General features: G+C 71.1%; 13 protein-coding genes. 12 read left to right on the plus strand and 1 reads right to left on the minus strand.

Features of this window, described 5'->3' with window-relative positions; all coding sequences use genetic code 11:
• Positions 1-6: 6 nt before the first annotated feature.
• The 9 genes from ACWIGU_RS13565 to ACWIGU_RS13605 all read left to right on the plus strand — a co-directional run bounded on the left by ACWIGU_RS13565 (position 7) and on the right by ACWIGU_RS13605 (position 10,915).
• Positions 7-360, plus strand: a complete 354-nt coding sequence (locus tag ACWIGU_RS13565) for a DUF4233 domain-containing protein (RefSeq protein ID WP_454400385.1) — start codon at positions 7-9, stop codon at positions 358-360.
• Positions 361-409: 49 nt separating this feature from the next.
• Positions 410-823, plus strand: a complete 414-nt coding sequence (gene ndk / locus ACWIGU_RS13570) for a nucleoside-diphosphate kinase (protein ID WP_100594213.1) — start codon at positions 410-412, stop codon at positions 821-823.
• 315 nt (positions 824-1,138) lie between these two features.
• Positions 1,139-2,158, plus strand: a complete 1,020-nt coding sequence (locus ACWIGU_RS13575) for a rod shape-determining protein (RefSeq protein ID WP_059131610.1) — start codon at positions 1,139-1,141, stop codon at positions 2,156-2,158.
• Positions 2,159-2,302: 144 nt separating this feature from the next.
• Positions 2,303-3,247 carry a rod shape-determining protein MreC gene (mreC, locus tag ACWIGU_RS13580; protein WP_454400388.1) on the plus strand — a complete coding sequence of 315 codons (945 nt, stop codon included), beginning with the start codon at positions 2,303-2,305 and terminating at the stop codon, positions 3,245-3,247.
• Positions 3,248-3,259: 12 nt separating this feature from the next.
• Positions 3,260-3,934, plus strand: coding sequence for a rod shape-determining protein MreD (gene mreD, locus ACWIGU_RS13585; RefSeq protein ID WP_454400390.1), 675 nt, complete (start codon positions 3,260-3,262; stop codon positions 3,932-3,934).
• A 45-nt stretch (positions 3,935-3,979) separates the two neighbouring features.
• Positions 3,980-6,160 carry a penicillin-binding protein 2 gene (gene mrdA, locus ACWIGU_RS13590; RefSeq protein ID WP_454400392.1) on the plus strand — a complete coding sequence of 727 codons (2,181 nt, stop codon included), beginning with the start codon at positions 3,980-3,982 and terminating at the stop codon, positions 6,158-6,160.
• A 5-nt stretch (positions 6,161-6,165) separates the two neighbouring features.
• On the plus strand, positions 6,166-7,362 hold the full coding sequence (gene rodA / locus ACWIGU_RS13595) for a rod shape-determining protein RodA (protein WP_454400394.1): 1,197 nt from the start codon (positions 6,166-6,168) through the stop codon (positions 7,360-7,362).
• A 72-nt stretch (positions 7,363-7,434) separates the two neighbouring features.
• Entirely contained in the window at positions 7,435-8,931 is a 1,497-nt protein-coding gene (locus tag ACWIGU_RS13600) for a CYTH and CHAD domain-containing protein (RefSeq protein ID WP_454400396.1), read from the plus strand.
• Positions 8,932-8,980: 49 nt separating this feature from the next.
• A complete protein-coding gene (locus tag ACWIGU_RS13605; protein WP_227294644.1) occupies positions 8,981-10,915 on the plus strand; it encodes a TIGR03960 family B12-binding radical SAM protein in 1,935 nt (644 codons plus the stop codon).
• A gap of 64 nt (positions 10,916-10,979) precedes the next feature.
• Here the strand turns inward: ACWIGU_RS13605 and ACWIGU_RS13610 are convergent, their stop codons facing one another.
• On the minus strand, positions 10,980-14,111 hold the full coding sequence (locus ACWIGU_RS13610) for a phosphocholine-specific phospholipase C (protein WP_454400398.1): 3,132 nt from the start codon (positions 14,109-14,111) through the stop codon (positions 10,980-10,982).
• Positions 14,112-14,215: 104 nt separating this feature from the next.
• Between ACWIGU_RS13610 and ACWIGU_RS13615 the strand changes: the two genes are divergently transcribed.
• From ACWIGU_RS13615 to ACWIGU_RS13625, 3 genes are all read left to right on the plus strand, one after another.
• Positions 14,216-15,952 carry a hypothetical protein gene (locus ACWIGU_RS13615; protein ID WP_454400400.1) on the plus strand — a complete coding sequence of 579 codons (1,737 nt, stop codon included), beginning with the start codon at positions 14,216-14,218 and terminating at the stop codon, positions 15,950-15,952.
• Positions 15,953-15,998: 46 nt separating this feature from the next.
• A complete protein-coding gene (locus ACWIGU_RS13620) occupies positions 15,999-16,805 on the plus strand; it encodes a TIGR03936 family radical SAM-associated protein (RefSeq protein ID WP_454400402.1) in 807 nt (268 codons plus the stop codon).
• A gap of 237 nt (positions 16,806-17,042) precedes the next feature.
• On the plus strand, positions 17,043-20,918 hold the full coding sequence (locus ACWIGU_RS13625; protein ID WP_454400404.1) for an Rne/Rng family ribonuclease: 3,876 nt from the start codon (positions 17,043-17,045) through the stop codon (positions 20,916-20,918).
• The last annotated feature ends 211 nt before the right edge of the window (positions 20,919-21,129 follow it).

Genomic DNA, 21,129 nt, shown 5'->3' on the forward strand with positions numbered 1-21,129 from the left:
TCCGCTGTGCGCGTGCTGTGTTCATCGACCCTGATCGGTGAGTTCTTCGTCATCGGCTTCGCCGGGCTCGTCGCCATGAAGGACCCCGATCTGTCGGGCGGCGTCGTATGGGGCGTGTGCGGGGTCGCCATGCTGCTGTCCGTGCTGCTGTGCGGGGCGCTCGGGCGGCGCGGCGGCATCGAGCTGGGGTGGGTGCTCCAGGCGGCGCTCGTCGCCAGCGGGTTCGTCGTGCCGATGATGTTCATCCTGGGTCTCTGCTTCGCCGGACTGTGGTGGGCCTCCGTTCACTTCGGGCGCAAGATCGACGAGGCCAAGGCGCGGTGGGCCGCCCAGGCCGAGGCCGGAAGTAACGCCGCGTAGCCGTGCCCGGTATCGTGCGGGCATCCCACGAAGATTTTGGAGCCGCACCATGAGTCAGCGCACCCTTGTCCTTCTCAAGCCCGACGCCGTCCGCCGCGGACTCGTCGGCGAGATCATCGGCCGCATCGAGCGCAAGGCCGGCTGGACGATCAGCGCGCTGGAGCTGCGGAACCTGGACCAGGACACCCTGGAGCAGCACTACGGCGAGCACAAGGGCAAGCCCTTCTACGAGCCGCTGGTCGCCTTCATGGCGTCCGGGCCCGTGGTCGCTCTCGTCGTCGAGGGCGAGCGGGTCATCGAGGGTGTGCGTCAGCTGGCCGGCCCGACCGACCCGATCGCCGCCGCTCCCGGTTCCATCCGCGGCGACTTCGGCACCATCGTGCGTGAGAACCTGATCCACGCCTCGGACTCGGAGGAGTCGGCCGAGCGCGAGCTGAAGATCTTCTTCCCTGGACAGGTGTAGTCCGGTCCGTGAGACCGTAAAGTTCTTTTTCTGACACTGCGTCAGTCACGGAGCGCTGCTGAACAGGGGCGGCCGGAGAAATTCGGCCGCCTTTTGGCATATGCGCCCCCATTGGGGGAACGCAACACTCCGTCGGCACGTCCCCATTAGCGGAGCGGGGATTCATCTGCTGACAATGGCGAAGACCCTCGCGCCGTGTTCGTGCAGGCGAGACTACGATGTAAGCCTCCACGCCACTCGCACCCACCTCGCCTACCTAACAAGCCATCAAACGCTCCACTTGGGAAGGCCAGACGAATCCTGATGGGGAACTCAATGTCGTTCATCGGCCGTGACATGGCTGTCGACCTCGGGACCGCCAACACGCTGGTGTACGTCAGGGGTCGCGGGATCGTACTCAACGAGCCGTCCGTCGTCGCGATCAACACCAACACCGGCGGCATCCTCGCCGTCGGTGCCGAAGCCAAGAAGATGATCGGCCGCACGCCCGGCAACATCGTCGCCGTGCGACCGCTGAAGGACGGCGTGATCGCCGACTTCGAGATCACCGAGCGCATGCTCCGCTACTTCATCCTGAAGATCCACAAGCGGCGCTACCTCGCTCGTCCCCGTGTCGTGGTGTGTGTGCCCTCCGGCATCACCGGAGTCGAGCGCCGCGCGGTCATCGAGGCCTCCTCGCAGGCCGGTGCCCGCCAGGTGCACATCATCGAGGAGCCCATGGCCGCGGCCATCGGCTCCGGCCTCCCGGTCCACGAGGCCACGGGCAACATGGTGGTCGACATCGGCGGCGGTACCACCGAGGTCGCGGTGATCTCGCTCGGCGGAATCGTCACAGCACAGTCCATCCGGGTCGCCGGGGACGAGCTGGACAACGCGATCATCCAGCACATCAAGAAGGAGTACTCGCTGCTTCTTGGTGAGCGGACTGCCGAGCAGATCAAGATCACGATTGGCTCCGCGTACGACCTCGACTCCGACGAACACACCGAAATCCGCGGGCGCGACCTCGTGTCCGGACTTCCGAAGACCGTCGTCATCTCGGCCGCCGAGGTGCGCAAGGCGATCGAGGAGCCGGTCAACGCGATCGTCGACGCCGTCAAGACGACGCTGGACAAGTGCCCGCCCGAGCTGTCGGGCGACGTCATGGACCGGGGCATCGTGCTCACGGGCGGCGGCGCCCTGCTGCGCGGTCTCGACGAGCGGCTGCGCCGTGAGACCGGCATGCCGATCCACATCGCCGAGGACCCGCTCGACAGCGTGGCGCTCGGTTCCGGCAAGTGCGTCGAGGAGTTCGAGGCGCTCCAGCAGGTGCTGGACGCCCAGCCGCGCAGATGACCTGACGCGAGAGGTCCGCCGTACGAGTGCCTGCCACTTCGTACGGCGGATCGTTGATATATAGGCAAGGCGTAAGAATTCCCCATAACCTGCGGTACCTCAGGGTTCCGCAGAATCCGATTGAGGAAGGCACGGCCGCCGCACGTGAGGGACACACGAGAGAGCCGGCTGCTCCTGGTGCTGCTGATCGCCATCGCGTTCGCACTGATCACGGTGGACATCCGCGGTGGGGAGGACTCGCCGGTCGACGGTGCCCGCCGGGCCGCCGCCACGGTCTTCGGCCCCGTGGAGAACGGCGTCTCCAGCGCAGTCGACCCGATCGGCAACGCCATAGCTGCCGTCAAGGACTCCGGTGAGCGGCACAACCGCGTCAGCGAACTGGAGCGCGAGAACGCGGCCTTGAAGGCGAAGCTCGGCAGCGACGACCGCAACCGCAGCAAGGTCCGCCAGCTCGACTCCATGCTGAAGACGGCCGGCGCCGGCCAGTACGGCATCAAGGGGGCCCAGATCATCGCCATAGGAGCCGCCCAGGGCTTCTCCTGGACCGTCACCATCGACGCCGGCGCCGACGACGGCCTCAAGCGCGACATGACCGTACTGAACGGCGACGGACTCGTCGGCCGTGTCACGACCGTCGGACCGAACACCGCGACCGTCCTGCTCGCCAACGACCCCGACTTCACCGTCGGCACCCGGATGGAGCGCACCGACGAGCTCGGCTTCGCCTCCGGGCAGGGCGACCGGCCGCTGCGCGTCCAGCTCCTCAACGGCAAGGCCAAGATCAAGAAGGGTGACCGCCTCGTGACCTTCGGGTCCGAGGCCGACAAGCCGTTCGTGCCGGGGGTGCCCGTGGGGCGCGTGGTACGCGTCGACCCGGCCGGCGGCGACCTGACCCGGACCGTCTACGTGCAGCCGTACGTCGGGTTCACCAAGCTCGACGTCGTCGGCGTGGTCGTCCAGGCTCCGCGCACCGATCCGCGCGACGAGGTGCTGCCACCCAAGCCGGAGAAGCCCAAGCCGACGCCCACCGTGACCGTCACGGCCACGCCGTCCGGGCCCGCGGCGGGCACCGACGGCATCGACCAGTAGGAGCTGGATCCCATGCGCTTCAACCGGTTGCTGCTCGCCACCCCCCTGGTGATCGTCGCCCTGGTGGTCCAGGTGTGCGTACTCGCCCGTCTCCAACTGCCCGGCGCCGTACCGGACCTCGTGCTCCTGACCGTCGTCGGCCTCGCCCTCGTGTACGGCCATGTCGGAGGCGCGTTCGTCGGGTTCGGCGCGGGCCTGCTCTCCGACTTCGCACCGCCCGCCGACCACGCGGCGGGGCGCTACGCCCTCGTCCTGTGCGTCGTCGGCTACCTCGTCGGCCTCGCCAAGCCCGACAAGGGCCAGCTCAGGTCCGCGTCCGGCCCGATGATCACGGTCGTCGCCGCGGCCATCGGCTCGACCCTGCTCTACGCGGGCGTCGGAGCCCTCGTCGGTGACACCGCCGCCCGCCATGTGGGCATCGGCAGCCTGCTGTTCACGGCCGCGCTCTACGATCTGCTCCTCGCGCCGTTCACCGTCCCGCTCATCATCGCCCTGGCCAGACGCGCCGAGAACGATCCGCTCGCCGATTCCTCGCCCGGCGCCGGCAAGACGACCGACGTCACCGCCGGCTGGCTCTCCTCCGGCACGGGCCTGCGCATCGGCAGCCAGCGCAGCGGAATCCGCCTGAAGACCGCCAGGGCGCGCACCGCGCGGGCCGGCCGCATCAAGGGGGTCAAGCGACTGTGACCGCCGCGCACGTCACCACGTACACGCACTGAGAGGGGGAGCAGCATGACCAACATTCCCGAGACCGGGCGGACCCCACGCGTCCAGATCCGGCTCGTCGTCCTCCAGATCCTGGTCCTGTCCCTCCTGCTCACCCTCGGCGGCCGCCTCTGGTACCTCCAGATCCGCAACGGAGCCGAGTACGCCAAGGAGGCCTCCGGCAACCACGTCCAGCAGGTCGTCAGCCCCGCGGCGCGCGGCTCCATCCTCGACGCCCGCGGCGTGCCGATCGCCGACAACGAGACCCGCCTCGTCGTCTCCGCGTCCCGCACGGATCTGATGAAGATGCCCGACGACGGCAAGGCCGTCCTCGCCAAACTCGCCGACGTGCTCGGCATGAAGCCCAAGGACGTCGCCGAGAAGGTCCGCCTCTGCGACGCCAAGACGCCGCAGCCCTGCTGGAACGGCTCGCCCTACCAGCCCATCCCGATCACGGACGAGGCCACGCCCAAGCAGGCCCTCCAGATCCGCGAACGCTCCGAGGACTTCCCCGGCATCACCGCCGAACCCGAGGCCGTACGCCGCTACGCCGGACCGGGCGGCGCCAACACCGCGCAGGTCCTCGGCTACCTCTCGCCCGTCACCGACGCCGAGATCGAGAAGGCCAAGGACACCTCGTCGCCGTATCTGCGCTCCGACCAGGTCGGCCGCTCAGGCCTCGAGCGCACCTACGACAAGGAGTTGCGCGGCAAGGCCGGCGTCACCCGCTACGAGGTCGACAACCTCGGCCGGGTCATCGGCCGCGCCAAGAGCGACAAGGCCGAACCCGGGGCCAATGTCGTCACCTCGATCGACGCGCGCGTGCAGGGCGTCGCCGAGCGCGAGCTGAACGAGGCGATGAAGGCGGCCCGCCAGCAGTTCGACAAGATCACCGGCGAGAACTACAAGGCCGACTCCGGCGCGGTCATCGTCATGGAGGCCAAGACCGGCCGGATCGTCTCCATGGCGTCCGCACCGTCGTACGACCCGAACGCCTGGGTCGGCGGCATCTCCGCCAAGGACTACAAGCGGCTCACCGGCAAGAACTCCGACTACCCGCTGCTCAACAGGGCCATTCAGGGTCAGTCCGCGCCCGGTTCGACGTTCAAGGTGGTCTCCACGGCCGCCGCGGCCGAAGCCGGCTACAAGTGGGACGGCGGCTACCCCTGCACCAGCTCCTACTCGGTCGGCGGCCAGGTTTTCAAGAACTTCGAGGGGGAGAGCTTCGGCCCCATCTCTCTCGGCCGCGCGCTGGAAGTCTCCTGCGACACCGTCTTCTACGGCCTCGCCGACCGGGAGTGGAAGAAGGACGGCGGCATCAACCCGAAGGGGACCCCCAAGGACTACTTCTACAAGGCCGCCCACCAGTTCGGCCTCGGCAAGACCACCGGCGTCGACCTTCCCAACGAGGTCACGGGCCGCGTCCCCGACCGCCGGTGGAAGAAATCCTTCTGGGAGGCCAACAAGGACAGCTGGTGCAAGACCGGCAAGAAGGACGGCAGCTACGTCGAGAAGATCGCCTACGAGAACTGCCTCGAGGGCAACAAGATGCGCGAGGGCGACTCGATCAACTACTCCATCGGCCAGGGCGACACCCTCGTCACGCCGATCCAGCAGGCCATGATCTACGGGGCCCTCGCCAACGGCGGCACCGAGTACGTCCCGACCATCGGCAAGGCGATCATCAGCGCCGACGGCAAGACGGTCAGGGAGATCAAGCCCCAGGTCAAGGCCAAGCTCCCGATCACCAAGGCGACCCACAAGGGCATGGACGCCGCCCTCGCCGGCGTCGTCACCCGCGGTACCGCCGCATGGAAGTTCGGCGGCTGGCCCCAGGACAAGATCCCGCTGCACGCCAAGACCGGCACCGCCGAGGTCTACGGCAAGCAGACCACGTCATGGCTGGCCACGTACTCCAAGGACTACTCGGTCATCATGACGATCTCCCAGGCCGGTACGGGCTCCGGAGCCTCCGGTGAGGCCGTCCGCAAGATCTACAACGCGCTGTACGGCGTCTCCGCCGACGGCACGATCGACAAGAAGAAGGCCCTGCTGCCCTCGCCGGAGAAGAACCTGCCGAAGATCCGGCCGGACGGTTCGATCGACGCGCCGACCATCAAGCCCTATGAGCCCGCCGAGCCGAGCCCGTCCCCCACGCAGGAGCTGGCCGCGGTCTTCGGCACGCCCGTGACCGGAAGGCGGGACTGACGACCATGGCCGGCACCAACGGCTTCTCCGTCTCCGGATACGGACCCGAGCGCTCCACCCTGTCCCGGCTCATGGCCAGGGACTCGGTGATGCGCCGCCTCGACTGGCCGATCCTCCTGTCGTCGCTCGCCCTGTCCCTCATCGGCTCGGCGCTCGTCTACTCGGCGACCCGCAACCGCACCGTGATCAACCAGGGCGACCCGTACTTCTTCCTGATCCGGCACCTCATGAACACCGGCATCGGCTTGGCCCTGATGATCGGCACGATCTGGCTCGGCCACCGCACCCTGCGCACGGCCGTGCCGATCCTCTACGGCGCCTCGATCTTCCTGATGCTGCTGGTGCTGACCCCGCTCGGCGACACGATCAACGGACAGCGCAACTGGCTGTCCGCGGGCGGAGTGTCGCTCCAGCCCGCCGAGTTCGCCAAGATCACGATCATCCTGGGCATGGCGATGCTGCTGGCCTCACGGGTCGACGCGGGCGACAAGCAGTACCCCGACCACCGCACGGTACTGCAGGCGCTGGGCCTCGCTGCCGTCCCGATGCTCGTCGTGCTGCTCATGCCCGACCTCGGCACGATCATGGTCGCGGCCGTCATCGTGCTCGGTGTGCTGCTCGCCTCCGGCGCCTCCAACCGATGGGTGTTCGGCCTGCTCGGCGCAGGTGTGCTCGGCGCGATCTCCGTCTGGCGGCTGCACATCCTCGACGAGTACCAGATCAACCGCTTCGCCGCGTTCGCCAACCCGGCCCTCGACCCGGCCGGCGTCGGCTACAACACCAACCAGGCCCGCATCGCGATCGGCTCCGGCGGCCTCACCGGCGCGGGCCTCTTCCACGGCTCCCAGACCACCGGCCAGTTCGTCCCCGAGCAGCAGACCGACTTCGTGTTCACCGTGGCCGGCGAGGAACTCGGCTTCGTCGGCGCCGGACTCATCGTGCTGCTGCTCGCCGTCGTCCTGTGGCGCGCCTGTCGCATCGCCCGCGAGACCACCGAGCTCTACGGCACGATCGTCGCCGCCGGGATCATCGCCTGGTTCGCCTTCCAGGCCTTCGAGAACATCGGCATGACGCTCGGCATCATGCCGGTGGCGGGCCTGCCCCTGCCGTTCGTGTCATACGGAGGATCGTCCATGTTCGCCGTCTGGGTGGCGATCGGACTGCTGCAGTCGATCCGCGTCCAAAGGCCCATGTCGGCGTAGGGAAGCGCCCGGTTTGCCGGAGGTCTGCCACTGGGTCTGCCCAGAATCCGGATTCGCGACTAAATTCAGTTCATGGCGGAGACGAAGCGCGAGATCGAGCGTAAGTACGAGGCGCCGGTGGCCGGCGACGGTTTCGGGCTGCCGGATCTGAGCCGTGTCGCCGGGGTCTTCGCCGTCATCGACAAAGGCGTCGTCGACCTTGACGCCGTCTACTACGACACGGCCGACCAGCGCCTCGCGGCCGCCGCGATCACCCTGCGGCGCCGCACCGGCGGCGCCGACGCGGGCTGGCACCTCAAACTCCCCGTCTCCCTCGCCGAGGGGGTACGGGACGAGATCCGGGCCCCCCTCTCCGACGACGTGCCCCGCGACCTCACCGGCCTCGTGCGCTCCCGGGTGCGCGAGGCCGATCTCGTACCCCTGATGCGGCTGCGCTCCTCGCGCGACATCCACGAACTCACCGACGCCGACGGCGCGCTCCTCGCCGAGGTCAGCGTCGACGGCGTACGGGCCGAGCGGCTCACCGGCGGGACAGGCACCACCTCCTGGACCGAGATCGAGGTCGAGCTGGCGGACGACGGCGACCCGGCGTTCCTCGGCAAGGTCGAGAAGAAGCTCCGCAAGGCCGGGGCGAGCCGCTCGGCCTCCCCGTCGAAGCTCGCGCGGGCCCTCACGGAGACCGGCATCGGCCCGCGCCCGTCCCGGCCCGCAGACGACCCCGAGACCTCCGCCGACCACGTCCTCGCCTACCTCAGGGCCCAGCGCGACGCGATCGTCGACCTCGACCCCGCCGTCCGGCGCGACCTGCCCGATTCGGTGCACCAGATGCGCGTGGCCACGCGCCGGCTGCGCAGCGCGCTGCGCTCGTACGGCAAGATCCTCGACCGGGCCGTGACGGATCCGATCGGCGACGAGCTGAAGTGGCTCGCCGGTGAACTCGGTCTCGACCGCGACCAGGAAGTCCTGACCGAGCGGCTGACCGCGGCCCTCGACGAACTGCCGCGCGAGCTGTCCACCGGCCCCGTCCGCACCCGGCTGCGCACCTGGTCGCGGGCCCGGCGCTCCGGATCACGCCGCCATCTGATCGCCGTTCTCGACGGCAAGCGCTACCTCGCGCTCCTCGCCGCCCTCGACACTCTCGTCGACGCGCCCCCGCTGCGGGCCAAGCAGCCGAAGAACGCCCTGGCCAAGGCCGTGCTGCGGGACTACAAGCGGCTCGCGGGACACGTCGAGGAGGCACTCGCCGAGGATCCCGGACCGGCCCGCGACCTCGCCCTGCACAGCGCCCGCAAGGCCGCCAAGCGCACCCGGTACGCGGCCGAGGTCGCGGAGCCCGCGCTCGGCGACCGGGCGAAGGACGTCGGCAAGCACGCGAAGGCGCTCCAGACCCTGCTCGGCGAGCACCAGGACAGCGTGATGGCGCGCGAGGCGCTGCGCGACGTGGCGGCGCAGGCCCACGCGGCGGGGGAGAGCTCCTTCACATACGGGCTGCTGTACGGCCGCGAGGAGGCGCTCGCCGAGCGGGCCGAGGCGGAGCTGCCGCCGCTGTGGGCGAAGGCTGTCTCCTGACCGAGTTACGCTTGACAGTCATCCCTGTCAGCTCACGAAGGTCCCGGGTATGCCTGCCGAAGCCGCAGAGTCGGTTTTTCCACAGCTCGAAGCTTTGCTCCCGCATGTGCAGAAGCCGATCCAGTACGTGGGCGGTGAGCTCAATTCCACCGTCAAGCCGTGGGAGAGCTCCGACGTCCGCTGGGCGCTGATGTACCCGGACGCCTACGAGGTCGGGCTCCCGAACCAGGGCGTCATGATCCTCTACGAGGTGCTGAACGAGCGCGAGGGCGTCCTCGCCGAGCGCACGTACAGCGTGTGGCCGGACATGGAAGCGCTGATGCGCGAGCACAAGGTGCCGCAGTTCACCGTGGACTCGCACCGGCCGCTCAAGGCGTTCGACGTGTTCGGGCTCTCCTTCTCCACCGAGCTCGGCTACACGAACATGCTCACGGCCCTGGATCTCGCCGGCATCCCGCTGGCGGCCAAGGACCGCACGATCGACGACCCGATCGTCCTCGCGGGCGGCCACGCGGCCTTCAACCCCGAGCCGATCGCCGAGTTCATCGACTGCGCCGTCATCGGTGACGGCGAGCAGGCCGTCCTCGACATGACGGAGATCATCCGCGCCTGGAAGGCCGAGGGGTGCCCCGGCGGCCGCGAGGAGGTGCTGTTCCGCCTCGCGAAGACGGGCGGCGTCTACGTCCCCGGGTTCTACGACGTCGAGTACCTGCCGGACGGCCGCATCGGCCGCGTCGTGCCGAACAGGTCCGGCGTGCCGTGGCGCGTCAGCAAGCACACCGTCATGGACCTCGACGAGTGGCCGTACCCGAAGCAGCCCCTCGTCCCGCTCGCCGAGACCGTCCACGAGCGGATGTCCGTCGAGATCTTCCGCGGCTGCACCCGCGGCTGCCGTTTCTGCCAGGCCGGCATGATCACGCGCCCCGTGCGGGAGCGAAGCATCACCGGCATCGGCGACATGGTCGAGAAGGGTCTCAAGGCGACCGGCTTCGAGGAGGTCGGCCTGCTCTCGCTCTCCTCCGCGGACCACTCCGAGATCGGTGACATCGCGAAGGGCCTCGCCGACCGGTACACCGAGGACAAGATCGGCCTGTCGCTGCCGTCCACCCGCGTGGACGCGTTCAACGTCGACCTGGCGAACGAGCTCACGCGCAACGGCCGCCGCTCCGGCCTCACCTTCGCCCCCGAGGGCGGCTCCGAGCGCATGCGCAAGGTCATCAACAAGATGGTCTCGGAAGAGGACCTCATCCGGACCGTCGCCACGGCGTACGGCAACGGCTGGCGTCAGGTGAAGCTGTACTTCATGTGCGGCCTGCCCACAGAGACCGACGAGGACGTCCTCCAGATCGCCGACATGGCGATGAACGTGATCCAGAAGGGCCGCGAGGTCTCCGGCCAGAACGACATCCGCTGCACGGTCTCCATCGGCGGCTTCGTGCCCAAGCCGCACACGCCGTTCCAGTGGGCCCCGCAGCTGTCGTCCGCCGAGACGGACGCCCGCCTGGAGAAGCTCCGCGACAAGATCCGCGGCGACAAGAAGTACGGCCGCTCCATCGGCTTCCGCTACCACGACGGCAAGCCCGGCATCGTCGAGGGCCTGCTCTCCCGCGGTGACCGCCGCATCGGCTCCGTCATCCGCGCGGTCTACGAGGACGGCGGCCGCTTCGACGGCTGGCGCGAGCACTTCAGCTACGACCGCTGGATGGCCTGCGCCGAGAAGACGCTGCCCGAGTTCGGCGTGGACGTCGACTGGTACACGACGCGTGAGCGCACGTACGAGGAGGTCCTGCCCTGGGACCACCTGGACTCGGGCCTCGACAAGGACTGGCTCTGGGAGGACTGGCAGGACTCGCTCGACGAAACCGAGGTCGAGGACTGCCGCTGGACTCCGTGCTTCGACTGTGGGGTGTGCCCGCAGATGGACACGCACATTCAGGTCGGCCCGACGGGCAAGAAGCTGCTGCCGCTGACCGTGGTCAAGTAGCTTACGAACAGCGCGAGTCGAGGGGCCGGGACGCCGATGGCGGTGTCCCGGCCCCTCGCTCATGTCACGCCGTGATCGGCTTGTCGTCCATGCGGACGTGGTCGACCGCCCAGTACCAGTTGTTGCCCGCGTCGTACATGCGGAACTTCAGGGTGACCGACTTCGCGCCCGCCGGCACCGCGAGTTCCTTCGTCACGAAGGTGTTCTCGGCGTCGTGGCCCGCGTTGTCGTTGCCCGTCGCGTCGGCGCTGTAGTAGAGGAGACGCGTCTGTTCGCCCGTGTCGAAGACCGCCGTCACCGCCGCCTTCTGCGGGGCCTCCTGGCGGTAGTGCGAGTCGAAGGCCACGTACAGCTTCGACGTGCCGGACGGGACCGGGACCGCGGGGGAGACCAGCGTCGAGTCGAACGTGCCCTTCGTCGACGGCGATCCCGTGTCGTCCCAGTCGTCCGGGTCGGCGACCGCGACGACGCCGAGCGCGCGGCCGAAGCCGCCCCGGTCCTGACCCGCCGGTGACCAGGCCCGCTTGGTGTGGAACGTCCAGCCCTGGAGGCGGGCGGTGCCCTGCGGCATACCGGCCGCGTTCACCACGGACCAGCCCTTCGGGGCCTTCGCCGTCCAGCCGACAACGCCCGACACCGGCTCCAGCGCGTCCGCCACCGACTCGAAGTCCTCGCCGAGCAGATGGCCCGCCATGGACGGGGCGGTACGCGCCGAGACCTCGCCGTCGGCCAGGACGAACCGCTCGCCGGACCGGCCCCGCGCCGTCACCAGCAGCCGGTACGCGGCCGTGCCCGACAGCTCGCCGGGGACCTGCACCTCCCACTCGGCGGTCGCCGTCGCGCCCGCCGCGAGCGAGGACGGCGGCGCCGAAACCGCCTTCACCGCCCAGCCCTTGGGCACCACCGGGTGCGCCTCGATCGCGGACACGGCGGTCGTCGCGTCGAACCGTGCGCGCACGCGGGCGGCCTTGCCGGGGACCAGGATCGCCTCGTCGATCGTGGCCGACGCCGCCTCCAGGGACACCGTGACGCCGAGCGCGTCGGGCAGCCCCATCGCGGGGTCGGTGACGCCTTCGAGCCTGCCGGGGACCCGGCCCGCGTACCGGCTCAGGAAGCCGGGCTCGTCGCGGACGGTGACGGCCACGTCGTACCAGCCCTCGCGCGGCACGCGGATCCGGACGGTGCGGTGCGCGCCCGCGCCGACGCGGAACTCGCGGGTGCCGCCGCCGTAGGCCAGGTCACCGACGAGGAACGTGCGGGCGGTGCGGGTGTGGTTGGTGAGCTCGACGTCGGCGTCGCGGCCGTCGTCGGCGAGGTCCAGGTGCGCCTCGTACGAGCCCGCCGCGTCGCCGCGCAGCTGCCACAGGGCGCCGTTCGGCCCGTGGACGTGCAGGTCGTAGCCGTTGTCGCCGGGGCTCCACACGTCGGAGAGCTTCGACTGAGGGCTCAGCGTGTAGTGCTTGGGCGCGATGCCGGGCTCGGGGTACACCGCGAGTACGGCGCCCTGGCGGCCGTGGTTGGCGAGGTCCAGGGTGACCTTGCCACCGCGCACGCGGGGCGTGACCCGCAGGTCGTACGGGGTGGGGCGGGCGGTGCGGCTGCCGCGCTGCTGCTCGGGCAGGAGCTGGGGCCTCGGCACGGTGGGCGCGGGCAGCTTGCCGGTGTCGGTGACCTTCTGGCGGTTGCCGCTGGTGTCGGGCAGCGTGGGCCACGACGGGTTCTTGCCGGAGAAGTCGAAGACGTCGGTGAGGTCGCCGGTGACCTCGCGGCGCCAGGGGCTGATGTTGGGCTCGTGCACCCCGAAGCGCTTCTCCAGGAACTGGATGACGGACGTGTGGTCGCACACCGTCGACGCCACGGCGCCGCCGCGCGTCCACGGCGACACGACGATCATCGGTACGCGCATGCCGAGCCCGAGCGGGAAGGGCCCCGCCGCCTTCGTCTCACCGGCGGGCAGCGTGTCGGACCAGGTCAGCGACCCGTCGGCACCCTTCACGCGGTACTGGCCCTGCTGGTTGACGGGCCGGTAGAAGGACGAGCTGCCCTTGCTGACCCGCACCACGACCTCGCCGTCGGGCGTCACGGTCGACCGGCCGCGGCCCTCGGCGACCGGCGGCACGGGCGCGAGCAGGTGGTCGTAGAAGCCGCCGTGCTCGTCGTAGTTCAGGATGAACGCGGTCTTGGCGAAGACCTCGGGGTTGTCGGCGAGCGCGGACAGCAGACGCGCCGTCAGATCCTCGCCGTGCGGCGGCGCGTAGCTGGCGTGCTCGGACAGGGCGGCCGGCGCGACGAGCCAGGAGACCTGCGGCAGCGCGTCGTTCTTCACGTCCTCCGCGAACGCGGCGACCAGCGCGTCAGCCATCGCCCACGGGTCGTTCGTCTGCGCCGGGTTGCCGACCTTCTTCATGCCCTTCTCGTACAGCGCCTCACCGGGCTGGGCGGCGCGGAAGGTGTTGAACCAGGCGAGCGCGTTGTCGTCGAAGTTCTCCTGCGCCTGGTACGTCTTCCAGCTGACGCCCGCCGCTTCGAGGCGCTCCGCGTAGGTCGTCCACTCGAAGCCGGGTTCCTGGTTGTCGGTGACGGCGATGTCGCGCACCGTGCCGCCGCTGGTGCCGGTCATCAGGTGCTCGCGGTTGGGGTTGGTGCTGGTCTCGGTCGAGCAGTAGTAGTGGTCGCAGATGGTGAAGACCGAGGCGAGCGCGTTGTAGAAGGGCATGTCGGCGGGTTCGTAGTAGCCCTGGCCGAGCCAGCCGCTGCCGCGCCGGGTGACGTAGCCGTCGGCTATGCCGTCGTTGCGGGCGTTCATCGAGTCGCCGAACCCGAAGGCGGCGGCGCCCTGCTGGTACGCGCTGGTGTGCGCGGCGTTCATCGCGAACGGCGCGAGCCAGCCCTCCGGGCGCGACGGGTCGGGCTGGTGGAACACGGGCTTGCCGTTGATCCCGCGCACGGCGGCGCGGTCACCGAACCCCCGTATCCCCTGCATCGTGCCGAAGTAGTGGTCGAACGACCGGTTCTCCTGCATGAACACCACGACGTGCTGGATGTCCTCCAGCTTGCCGGGCCTGCCCGGCGCGGCGAGCGCGGTGCGCAGGCTCAGCGGCAGCGCGGCCAGCACTCCGGCGGCCGCGGCGCCGCCGATGAGGGTGCGGCGGGAGATCTCGGGTCTGTCCTCGGGGTGCGGCGAGCTCGTGCTCATCGGGGGTGTCCTCCAACGTCCTTCTGTACGCGGCCTGTTTGGCCCAGACCCGTTATGAATACGAGACAGAAGTGACCGTGGCCAGAGGTGTGCGTGAAGTTCCCATGTCGCGGATCCGTATGCCGCGCTCCGGCGTCTGTGAAGGCATGGACTGGGAGAAGCATCCGACGCCAGCGGAGCACGCGACCGCTGAACGCCCGCCCGAGGGCTGCCTCGTGGCCGCGATCCGCATCCCGGTGCGCATCGTCGTCCTGGTCCTCGTCGTACCGATCCGCCTGGCTTGGGACGCGGTCGCCGCCGGCGGTCGTGTTGTCTGGCGTCGCGGCCTCGTCCCACTGGCCCGCGCGTTGTTCGTGGTCCCGTGGGTGTGGCTGTGGCGACGCGTACTCGCCCCGGTGGCACGGGGCGTGGGCGCCGCGCTGATGTGGCTCGGCGGGGCGCTGTTGGTGTGGCCGTGGGTGGCGTTGTGGAGGCGTGTGCTGGTTCCGGTCGGCCGGGGGATCACCGTTGCGCTGGCGTGGCTCGGCAAGGCGCTGTTCGTGTGGCCGTGGGCCGCGCTGTGGCGCTACGTCCTCGCGCCGGTCGGGCGTGGGGTGCGGGCCGTCGCGCTGTGGGTGTGGTGGAAGGGCGTCGTCGCCTCGGTCGCCTGGTGGTACCTCCGGGTAATGACACCTGCCGGGCACGGGATCGCGTGGCTGGGGCGGGGGGTGTGGGCGGGGCTCGCTTTCGTGGGCCGGGGGATCGCGTGGCTGGTGCGGGTGGTCGGGGCGGGGCTCGCCTCGCTGGGCCGGGGCATCGCACATCTCGCCTCCGCAGTCCGGGCCGGGCTCACCGCGGTCGGGCGCGGTCTGCGCGTGGGCGGTGTGTGGCTGCTGCGCGCGCTCCTCGTCCGGCCGTGGGCGTGGCTGTACGCGCGCGTGCTCATACCTCTCGGCGGCTGTATCGCCCGGCTGGCGCGCGGCCTCGCCGCGGCGGGCCGCGCCCTGGGAGCAGGAGTCACCGCACTGCTGCGCGCCCTCGTCGTAGCCCCCGCGGTGTGGCTTTACGCACACGCCCTGACCCCGCTCGGCCGCGGCATCGCTCTCCTCGCGCGCGGCACGGCGACCGCCGTGATCTGGCTCGCCAAGGCCCTCTCCGTCTGGCCCTGGGTCTGGCTCCACACCCGCGTGCTCGCACCCGCCGGACGCGCAACCGCCCTTCTGCTCAAGCTGGTTGGGGACCGTCTCGCCCTCGCCGGCCGAGCGCTCGGCGCGGGGCCGGCGTGGCTCGGCCGGGGCGTCTGGTCAGGGCTCGCGTGGCTCGCGCGTGGCGTGTGGGCCTGCGTCGCACGGTTCGGGCGCGGGATCCGGGCCGTCGTCGTCACCCTCGTACGGTGGATCTTCGTCGTGCCCGCCGTCGCTCTCTGGCGCCGGGTTCTCGTGCCCGTCGGGCGCGCCGTCTTCGTCCTCGTACGGGAGACCGGTGACGCGCTCAGCCACGCGTGGCGTGTCGCCGGACACATTTCCCGGGCCGTCGGCCGGCTCCTCGGCCGGCTCCTGCGGTGGATCTTCGTCGACCCGGTGCGCTGGGCGTACCGCACTGTGTGCACCCCGCTGGGACACCTCGTACGGGACTCCGTATGGCGGCCCGCGGCCCGGGCGGTCAAGGACGCGGGAGTCGCCGCCCGCCAGGCCCTCGCGGCGGCGCGGGAGAGCGTGCGCCAGGCCAGGGCCGACGTCCGCAGGGCCCTCTTCGGAGCAAAACGGGCGGAGCCTCAAGCGCTGGTCAAGGACCGGCGGGAACCTGGCGCGTCTCAGGCACGTACTCTAGGTAGCAGTACGACCGCACTCACGAAGGACTAGAACACTGGGCAAGCGACAGCCCGAAGGCCCGCCGCCCGCACCCGCGGTGCAGCGCATCCGACTGCGCTACACCAAGCGCGGCCGCCTCCGGTTCACCAGCCACCGTGACTTCCAGCGCGCCTTCGAGCGTGCGCTGCGCCGCGCCGAGGTGCCCATGGCGTACTCGGCGGGGTTCACGCCGCACCCGAAGGTGTCGTACGCCAATGCCGCACCCACCGGCACGGGCAGCGAAGCCGAGTATCTGGAGATCGCGCTCACCGAAGCGCGCGATCCGGAAAGGCTGCGCGAGCTTCTCGACGAGTCGCTCCCCACGGGGCTCGACATCATCGAGGCCGTCGAGTCCCGCACCTCGGGCCTCGCCGACCGGCTCACCGCATCCGTCTGGGAGCTGCGGCTCGACGGCGTCGAGGCCGCTGAGGCCGAGGCCGCCGCGGACGCGTTCGTCGCGGCGGAGGCCGTCGAGGTCCAGCGAAGGACCAAGAACGGGATGCGGACGTTCGACGCCCGCGCCGCCGTCGTGAGCCTCGAGGCCGCCGAGGTCCCGCAGGCGCACGAAGACCGGGCTGATAGGCCGACCGACAAGGCCTGTGCGATACTGCGCCTGGTTGTTCGGCACGTGACGCCTGCCGTTCGACCCGACGACGTCCTGTCCGGTCTCCGAGCTGTGGCCGACCTGGCGCCGCCGGTCCCCGCAGCGGTGACCAGGCTGGCGCAGGGGCTTTTCGATGAAGAGACCGGCACGGTGACCGACCCGCTCGCGCCCGACCGCGAGGCAGTCGAGGCCGCACCTCCCGCAAGCGGGGGGAGCGCCGCAGCTGCCGCCGCGACGGCGCCGGTGCCAGGTTCCGCGTAAGGACGGTCGTCGAAGCGCCGCCCTCGTACTCGGGAGCCACCTGGGTCGGGCAGCGCACGAACCCAAGGACTTTCGCCAGGCCGTACGCACACATGGCGTACGGAACCGGCGAGAACAGACAGAGAGCTCCCGTGCGGCGCCCGCGCCCCGGACGGCGGCACCGCGCATGAACGCGCGAGCCGCGGACGTCACCGGACCAGGCGCGGCGCCCGGGAGCCTGACGGGAGATCCACCCGCATGCTTGAGCCGACCGAACCCACTGAGACGTCTTCGTCCGGGGGAACCGACAACAACAGCCCCAGCGACACCCTGCCGCCGCGCCGTCGGCGTCGTGCGGCCTCGCGCCCCGCGGGCCCGCCCACGGGTGCCGCCGCTGACACCGCCCAGGCCGTGACGGCCGCCGCCGACCCCGTCGCCGACGAGGCCGAAGAGACCGAGGCAGGCGCGGCCGCCGAGGCCCCCGCGCAGGACGCCGCACCCGCCGGGCGCCCGCGCCGGCGCGCCACCCGCCGCGCCTCCGCGCCCGCCGGCGCACCCAAGACTTCCGACGCAGCCGAGAGCGCCGAGGCCGAGCCCGCTGCCGCCGCGCCCGCCGTCGCCGCAGAAGAGACCGCCCCCGAGCCGGAGGCCGCGCCCGCCGGGCGCACCCGTCGCCGCGCCACGCGCCGCGTCTCCGCCCCCGCCGGTACCCCCGAGCAGGCCGAGGCTCCCGCCGTGACCGAGCCCGCCGCCGCGCCCGCCGTGGCCGCGGAAGAGACCCCCGCCGAGCCGGAGGCCGCGCCCGCCGGGCGCACCCGTCGCCGCGCCACGCGCCGCTCCACCGCCCCCGCCGGGGCGCCCGAGCAGGCCGAGCCCGTGGCCGCCGCCGAGCCCGCCGCGGCTGAGGCTCCCAAGGCGGAGACTCCCGCCAAGGCCGAGGCTCCCAAGACGGAGGCCCCCGCGGCAGCCGAGGAGGACGCCGAAGGCGGGCGCCGCCCCCGTCGCCGTGCCACCCGCAAGGCCGCGGTCGGTTTCTCCGAGCCTGCGCAGCGCTCCGCCAGGAAGGCCGCCACGCGCGCCGCCGCCGAGCCCGCCGCCGACGAGACCAAGGGCACGAAGGGTTCGCGCCGTCCCGCGCGGCCGTCCGTCGCCGTCTTCCAGGCGCCGGTCTTCGCCGAGCCGATGTTCCAGACCCCGGAGCGCGCCGCCGCGGCGGCAGCCGCCGAGGCCGCGGTGGAGGAGGAGCCGGCCGAGGCCGAGGCTCCCGTCGAGGCCGTGACCGTGGCCGACGTGGTCGCGGAGGAGACGCCGCGCCGGCGCCGTCGCCGTGGCCGCGCCGCTGAGGAGCAGCCCGCCGCCCAGGCCGCCGAGCCGCAGCGGCCCGCCGCCGCCGAGGAGCCCGCCGAGGCCGAGGAACCCGAGGGCGCCGACGAGGGTGACCAGGACCACGAGGACCACGACGAGCAGGGCGACCGCCCCACGCGCCGCCGGCGCCGCGGTGGCCGCCGTCGCCGTCGTGGTGACGCCGCGGACGCCGAGTCCGACGAACACACCGACGAAGAGGCCGAGCACACCGACGAGGGCGCCGAGCACGCCGACGAGGGCGAGGAGGCCGACGAGGCCGACGAGCACGAGGAGCACGAGGAGTCCGGCCCGTCCGGCTCCAGCAGCAGCCGTCGCCGCCGTCGCCGTCGCCGTCGCGCGGGTGACTCCTCCACCGACGGCGAGCCGGGCGACAGCGACCCCGAGCGCACGGTCGTGAAGGTCCGCGAGCCCCGCAAGCAGGAGGAGCGCGGTACCGGCGCCGACGAGGTGCAGTCCATCAAGGGCTCGACGCGTCTCGAGGCGAAGAAGCAGCGCCGCCGCGAGGGCCGCGAGCAGGGCCGCCGTCGTGTGCCGATCATCACCGAGGCCGAGTTCCTGGCCCGCCGCGAGGCCGTCGAGCGTGTGATGGTCGTCCGCCAGCACGGCGAGCGCACCCAGATCGGCGTGCTCGAGGACGACATCCTCGTCGAGCACTACGTGAACAAGGAGCAGGCGACCTCGTACGTCGGCAACGTGTACCTGGGCAAGGTCCAGAACGTGCTGCCGTCCATGGAGGCCGCCTTCATCGACATCGGCAAGGGCCGCAACGCGGTGCTGTACGCCGGTGAGGTCAACTTCGAGGCGCTCGGCATGGCCAACGGGCCGCGCCGCATCGAGACCGCCCTCAAGTCCGGCCAGTCCGTCCTCGTACAGGTCACGAAGGACCCGATCGGCCACAAGGGCGCCCGCCTGACCAGCCAGGTCTCGCTGCCCGGCCGCTACCTGGTCTACGTCCCCGAGGGGTCGATGACCGGCATCAGCCGCAAGCTGCCCGACACCGAGCGTGCGCGTCTGAAGACCATCCTCAAGAAGATCGTCCCCGAGGACGCGGGCGTCATCGTGCGCACCGCCGCCGAGGGCGCGAGCGAGGAGGAGCTGAGCCGCGACGTCGAGCGTCTGCAGGCCCAGTGGGAGGAGATCCAGAAGAAGTCGAAGCAGATCTCGACGAGCTCGCCGAGCCTGCTGTACGGCGAGCCGGACATGACCGTCCGCGTCGTGCGCGACATCTTCAACGAGGACTTCTCCAAGGTCATCGTCAGCGGTGACGAGGCGTGGGGGACCATCCACGGCTACGTCAACCACGTGGCGCCCGACCTGTCCGACCGCCTCTCGAAGTGGACCTCCGAGGTCGACGTCTTCGCGACGTACCGGATCGACGAGCAGCTCGCCAAGGCGCTCGACCGCAAGGTCTGGCTGCCCAGCGGCGGCTCGCTGGTGATCGACAAGACCGAGGCGATGATCGTCGTCGACGTCAACACCGGCAAGTTCACCGGCCAGGGCGGCAACCTCGAAGAGACCGTGACGAGGAACAACCTCGAAGCGGCCGAGGAGATCGTGCGCCAGCTGCGCCTGCGCGACCTCGGTGGCATCGTCGTCATCGACTTCATCGACATGGTCCTGGAGTCCAACAGGGACCTGGTCCTGCGCCGGCTCCTCGAGTGCCTGGGCCGTGACCGGACCAAGCACCAGGTGGCCGAGGTCACCTCGCTGGGCCTGGTCCAGATGACCCGTAAGCGCGTGGGCCAGGGCCTCCTGGAGTCCTTCTCCGAGACCTGCGTCCACTGCAACGGCCGTGGCGTCATCGTCCACCTGGAGCAGCCCGCGTCCGCCGGTGGCGGCGGCAAGCGCAAGAAGCGCGGCCGTGGCGGCAACGGCGCGGAGCACCCGCACGAGCACGAGCTGGCGGCGCCCGAGACGGAGGTGGAGACCGAGGAAGAGGTCGCCGCCGAGGTCGCGGCGCCGGTCGCCCTGGCCGAGCCCGAGTTCGTGCCCGACGAGGAGCTGTACAGCAGCCCCGCCGAGGCGGAGGCCGCGGCCCGTGGTGGCCGTTCGCGCCGCCGTGCGACCCGCAGGGTGTCGGCTCCGGCCGGCGCGCCCAAGGGCGAGGCCGCCCCGAAGGAGACCGCCAAGGCGGAGGCTCCCCAGGTGGAGGCCCCGCAGTTCGAGGCCGAGCCCGTCGTGGCCGAGCCGGTCGTGGCCGAGCCCGCCCCGGTCGAGGAAGCCGCTCCCAAGGGCCGTACGCGCCGTCGGGCGACCCGTAAGGCGACGGCCCCGGCCGGTTCGCCGAACGCCGCCGCCGAGGCCGAGGTGACCGTCACGGCGCCCGCCAAGCCCGAGCCGGAGCCCGTCGTGGCCGAGGAGAAGGCCGAGCCCGAGGCCGCTGAGGCCGAGGCGCCCGTCGAGAGCGCGGCTCCGGCCCGCCCGCGACGCCGCGCCGTGCGCAAGGCCACCGCGCCGACCGCGTCCGAGGAGGCGGCCGTCATGGTCGTCCCGTCGGCCACGGAGGCGCAGGCCGAGCCGGAGCAGGCCGAGCCCGAGGCCGCCGAGGAGGCGCCCGCCGCCAAGAAGGCGGCCCGTAAGACGGCCAAGAAGGCGACGGCGAAGAAGGCCGCCACCAAGAAGACCGCGGCCAAGAAGACGGCCGCGAAGAAGACGACGGCCAAGAAGGCGGCGACCAAGACCGCCGCCAAGAAGACGGCCGCGAAGAAGACCGTGGCGGCCGAGCAGCAGGCTCAGCCGTCCGTCTCCGCCGCGGCCGACGAGGCCTGAGCAGCGCGGTAGATCCGGATCCGACGCCCCCGTTCCGCACCTGCGGCACGGGGGCGTCGGCATGTCACGGGTCACGCCACACCACTGAGCCGCCCCCTGCCTCTTGGAGGCCGGTCAACTACCTGTAAAACTCATGGAGTCGCACGAGTGAACAGGAACGATTACGCGACCGCGCGTCGGGGAGGACACGCGGGCCCGTGAAACAGGGGAG

It is taken from the genome of Streptomyces sp. NPDC055400, from assembly GCF_053644375.1.